The following is a 2,036-nucleotide window of genomic DNA, read 5'->3' on the forward strand; positions in this document are numbered from 1 at the left end:
GGCGTGGTGGGGCTGTTGGCGCCCTCGATGACCAGCCGCGCCCGCACGGCGCTGGCGTTCTCCTTCGTGAGGATGTGGCCGATCGCCGCGGGGATGAGCACCTCGCAGTCCGCCGCCAGCACCTCCTCGTGGGCGCAGGGCTGGCCGCCGGTGTAGCCCGTCACCGTGCCGGTGCGCTGCACGTGCTCGAAGAGGCTGGGGATGTCCAGCCCCTGCGGGTTGCGCACGCCGCCGAGCACGTCCGACACCGCCACCACCACCGCCCCGTCCTCCCAGAGCAGCCGGGCGATGTGGCTGCCCACGTTGCCGAAGCCCTGGAGCGCGAAGCGCGTGCCCTTCATCGGCAGGTGCACGTCCCGGAGGATCTCCCGGCAGATGTAGAGCAGCCCGCGGCCGGTGGCCGCCTCACGGCCCTTGGAGCCATACAGCTCCAGCGGCTTGCCCGTGACCACCGCCGGCGAGTGCCCGTGGTAGCGCGAGTACTGGTCCATGATCCACGCCATCACCTGGGGATTGGTGTTGACGTCCGGGGCCAGGATGTCCCGCGTGGGGCCGATCATGTCCTGCACCTGGTCCACGTACTTGCGCGTCAGGCGCTCCAGCTCCTTGAGGCTGAGCTGGCTGGGATCGCACGTGACGCCGCCCTTGGCGCCGCCATACGGCAGGTTGGTCACCGCCGTCTTCCACGTCATCAGCGAGGCCAGGGAGACGCACTCCTCCTGGTCCAGCTGCGGGTGGTAGCGCAGGCCGCCCTTCATGGGGCCGCGGCTGTTGTCGTGCTGGATGCGGTAGCCCGTGAAAGTACGGATCTCCCCGGAGTCCATCTCAATGGAGATCTGCACCTTGAGCTCGCGCAGCGGAGTGGCCAGCAGCGTCTCAATGGGCGTGCCTACATCCATGATGCGCGCGGCCTTGTGGAAGTAGTAGTTGGTCTCCTCGACGGCGTTCATGTGCGCGACCTTAACAGATGGGGTGCGCTACCATAGGAAACGGAATGCGCCCCGGCCCGCCGCAGACCCCAGACACGAGCGTTCACCTGCAGGGACTTGCACGGCGGATCCGCGCCTTGCGTGAGCGCCGAGGGCTGACGCAAGAGGACTTCGCCGTGCGCTGTGGGATCTCCGTGAGCTTCGCCTCGCTGCTGGAGCGCGGGGAGCGCAGCCCCAGCTACGAGACGCTGCTCCAGGTGGCCGCGGCGCTCGGGCTGCCGCCCTCCGAGCTGTTCCGCCTGGAGGAGGATGACGACACCGGCGCGGACCGCCTGGTGCACTTCATCCGGCAGCGCCAGCTCTCGCGCGAGGACGTGGACCGGATGCTGAGCGTGGCGGAGCTGTTGTTCGCCGACGCGGGCCCCCGGCGGGACGACAAGGCACCGGATCCCGCCCGCTGTGCCGAGCCCGGCTGCGGGCGGGCGGTGCTCGCCCGAGGCCTCTGCGTGGCCCACTACCACCGGGCCCGCCGGGCGAAAGGCACCGCTCCCTAAGGTTGGGAACGGCGCCCGGAGCCCTAGCGCCTCTTGGCGCGCTCGATCTTGAAGGTCTTCTCGCCGTGCTGCTTGCCGTTGAGCGCCTCGAAGGCGGCGGCATCCTCCTCCGCGACGAAGATGTAGGCATAGGTAGGGCGCAGCTCGAGCCGGGCCACCTTGCCGGCCGGAGCGCCGAGGCCCTCGAGGGCGGCGGTGAGGCCCGCGTCATCGAGCCCGTCCTGCTTGCCCAGGCCGACCCACATGCGGACCTGCCCCGGCACCTCGGGTGTCTCCTCGCGGCGCTCGCGGCGCCGGTCATCGCGGGCTCCGCGGGGCCGGTGGCGCTCGAGCTTGAGGGCCTTCTCGCCGTGCGGCTTGCCGTTGAGCGTCTCGAAGGCTGGAGCGTCCGCCTCGGCCACGTAGGCGTAGCCGTAGGTGGGGCGCAGCAGGGCCTTAAGGACCTTGCCCGCGGGAGCGCCCGCGGCCTCCAGCGCCGCGATGAACTTCGCCTCGTCCAGGCCATCATCCATGCCCAGGTTGGTCCAGAGCTTCACCTCTCCGGGGCCGGCGT

At 70.5% G+C, this 2,036-nt stretch carries 3 protein-coding genes; 1 reads left to right on the plus strand and 2 read right to left on the minus strand.

Annotation, left to right across the window (positions count from 1 at the left end):
- Positions 1-950: Glu/Leu/Phe/Val family dehydrogenase (locus tag VD972_RS42455; protein WP_324995290.1), on the minus strand; the 950-nt coding region annotated here is incomplete at its 3' end.
- 44 nt (positions 951-994) lie between these two features.
- Between VD972_RS42455 and VD972_RS42460 the strand changes: the two genes are divergently transcribed.
- Positions 995-1,483, plus strand: coding sequence for a helix-turn-helix transcriptional regulator (locus VD972_RS42460; RefSeq protein WP_324995292.1), 489 nt, complete (start codon positions 995-997; stop codon positions 1,481-1,483).
- 23 nt (positions 1,484-1,506) lie between these two features.
- Here VD972_RS42460 and VD972_RS42465 read toward each other — a convergent pair.
- The coding region (locus VD972_RS42465) for a DbpA RNA binding domain-containing protein (RefSeq protein ID WP_324995294.1) at positions 1,507-2,036 on the minus strand (530 nt) is incomplete at its 5' end.

Origin of the sequence: Hyalangium sp., from assembly GCF_035629615.1 — a bacterium.
In the GTDB taxonomy this organism is placed as follows: Bacteria; Myxococcota; Myxococcia; order Myxococcales; family Myxococcaceae; genus Hyalangium.

Excerpts from the sequence above, each read along its gene's own strand:
- VD972_RS42460 (WP_324995292.1), top strand. The coding sequence starts at position 995 with ATGCGCCCCGGCCCGCCGCAGACCCCAGACACGAGCGTTCACCTGCAG.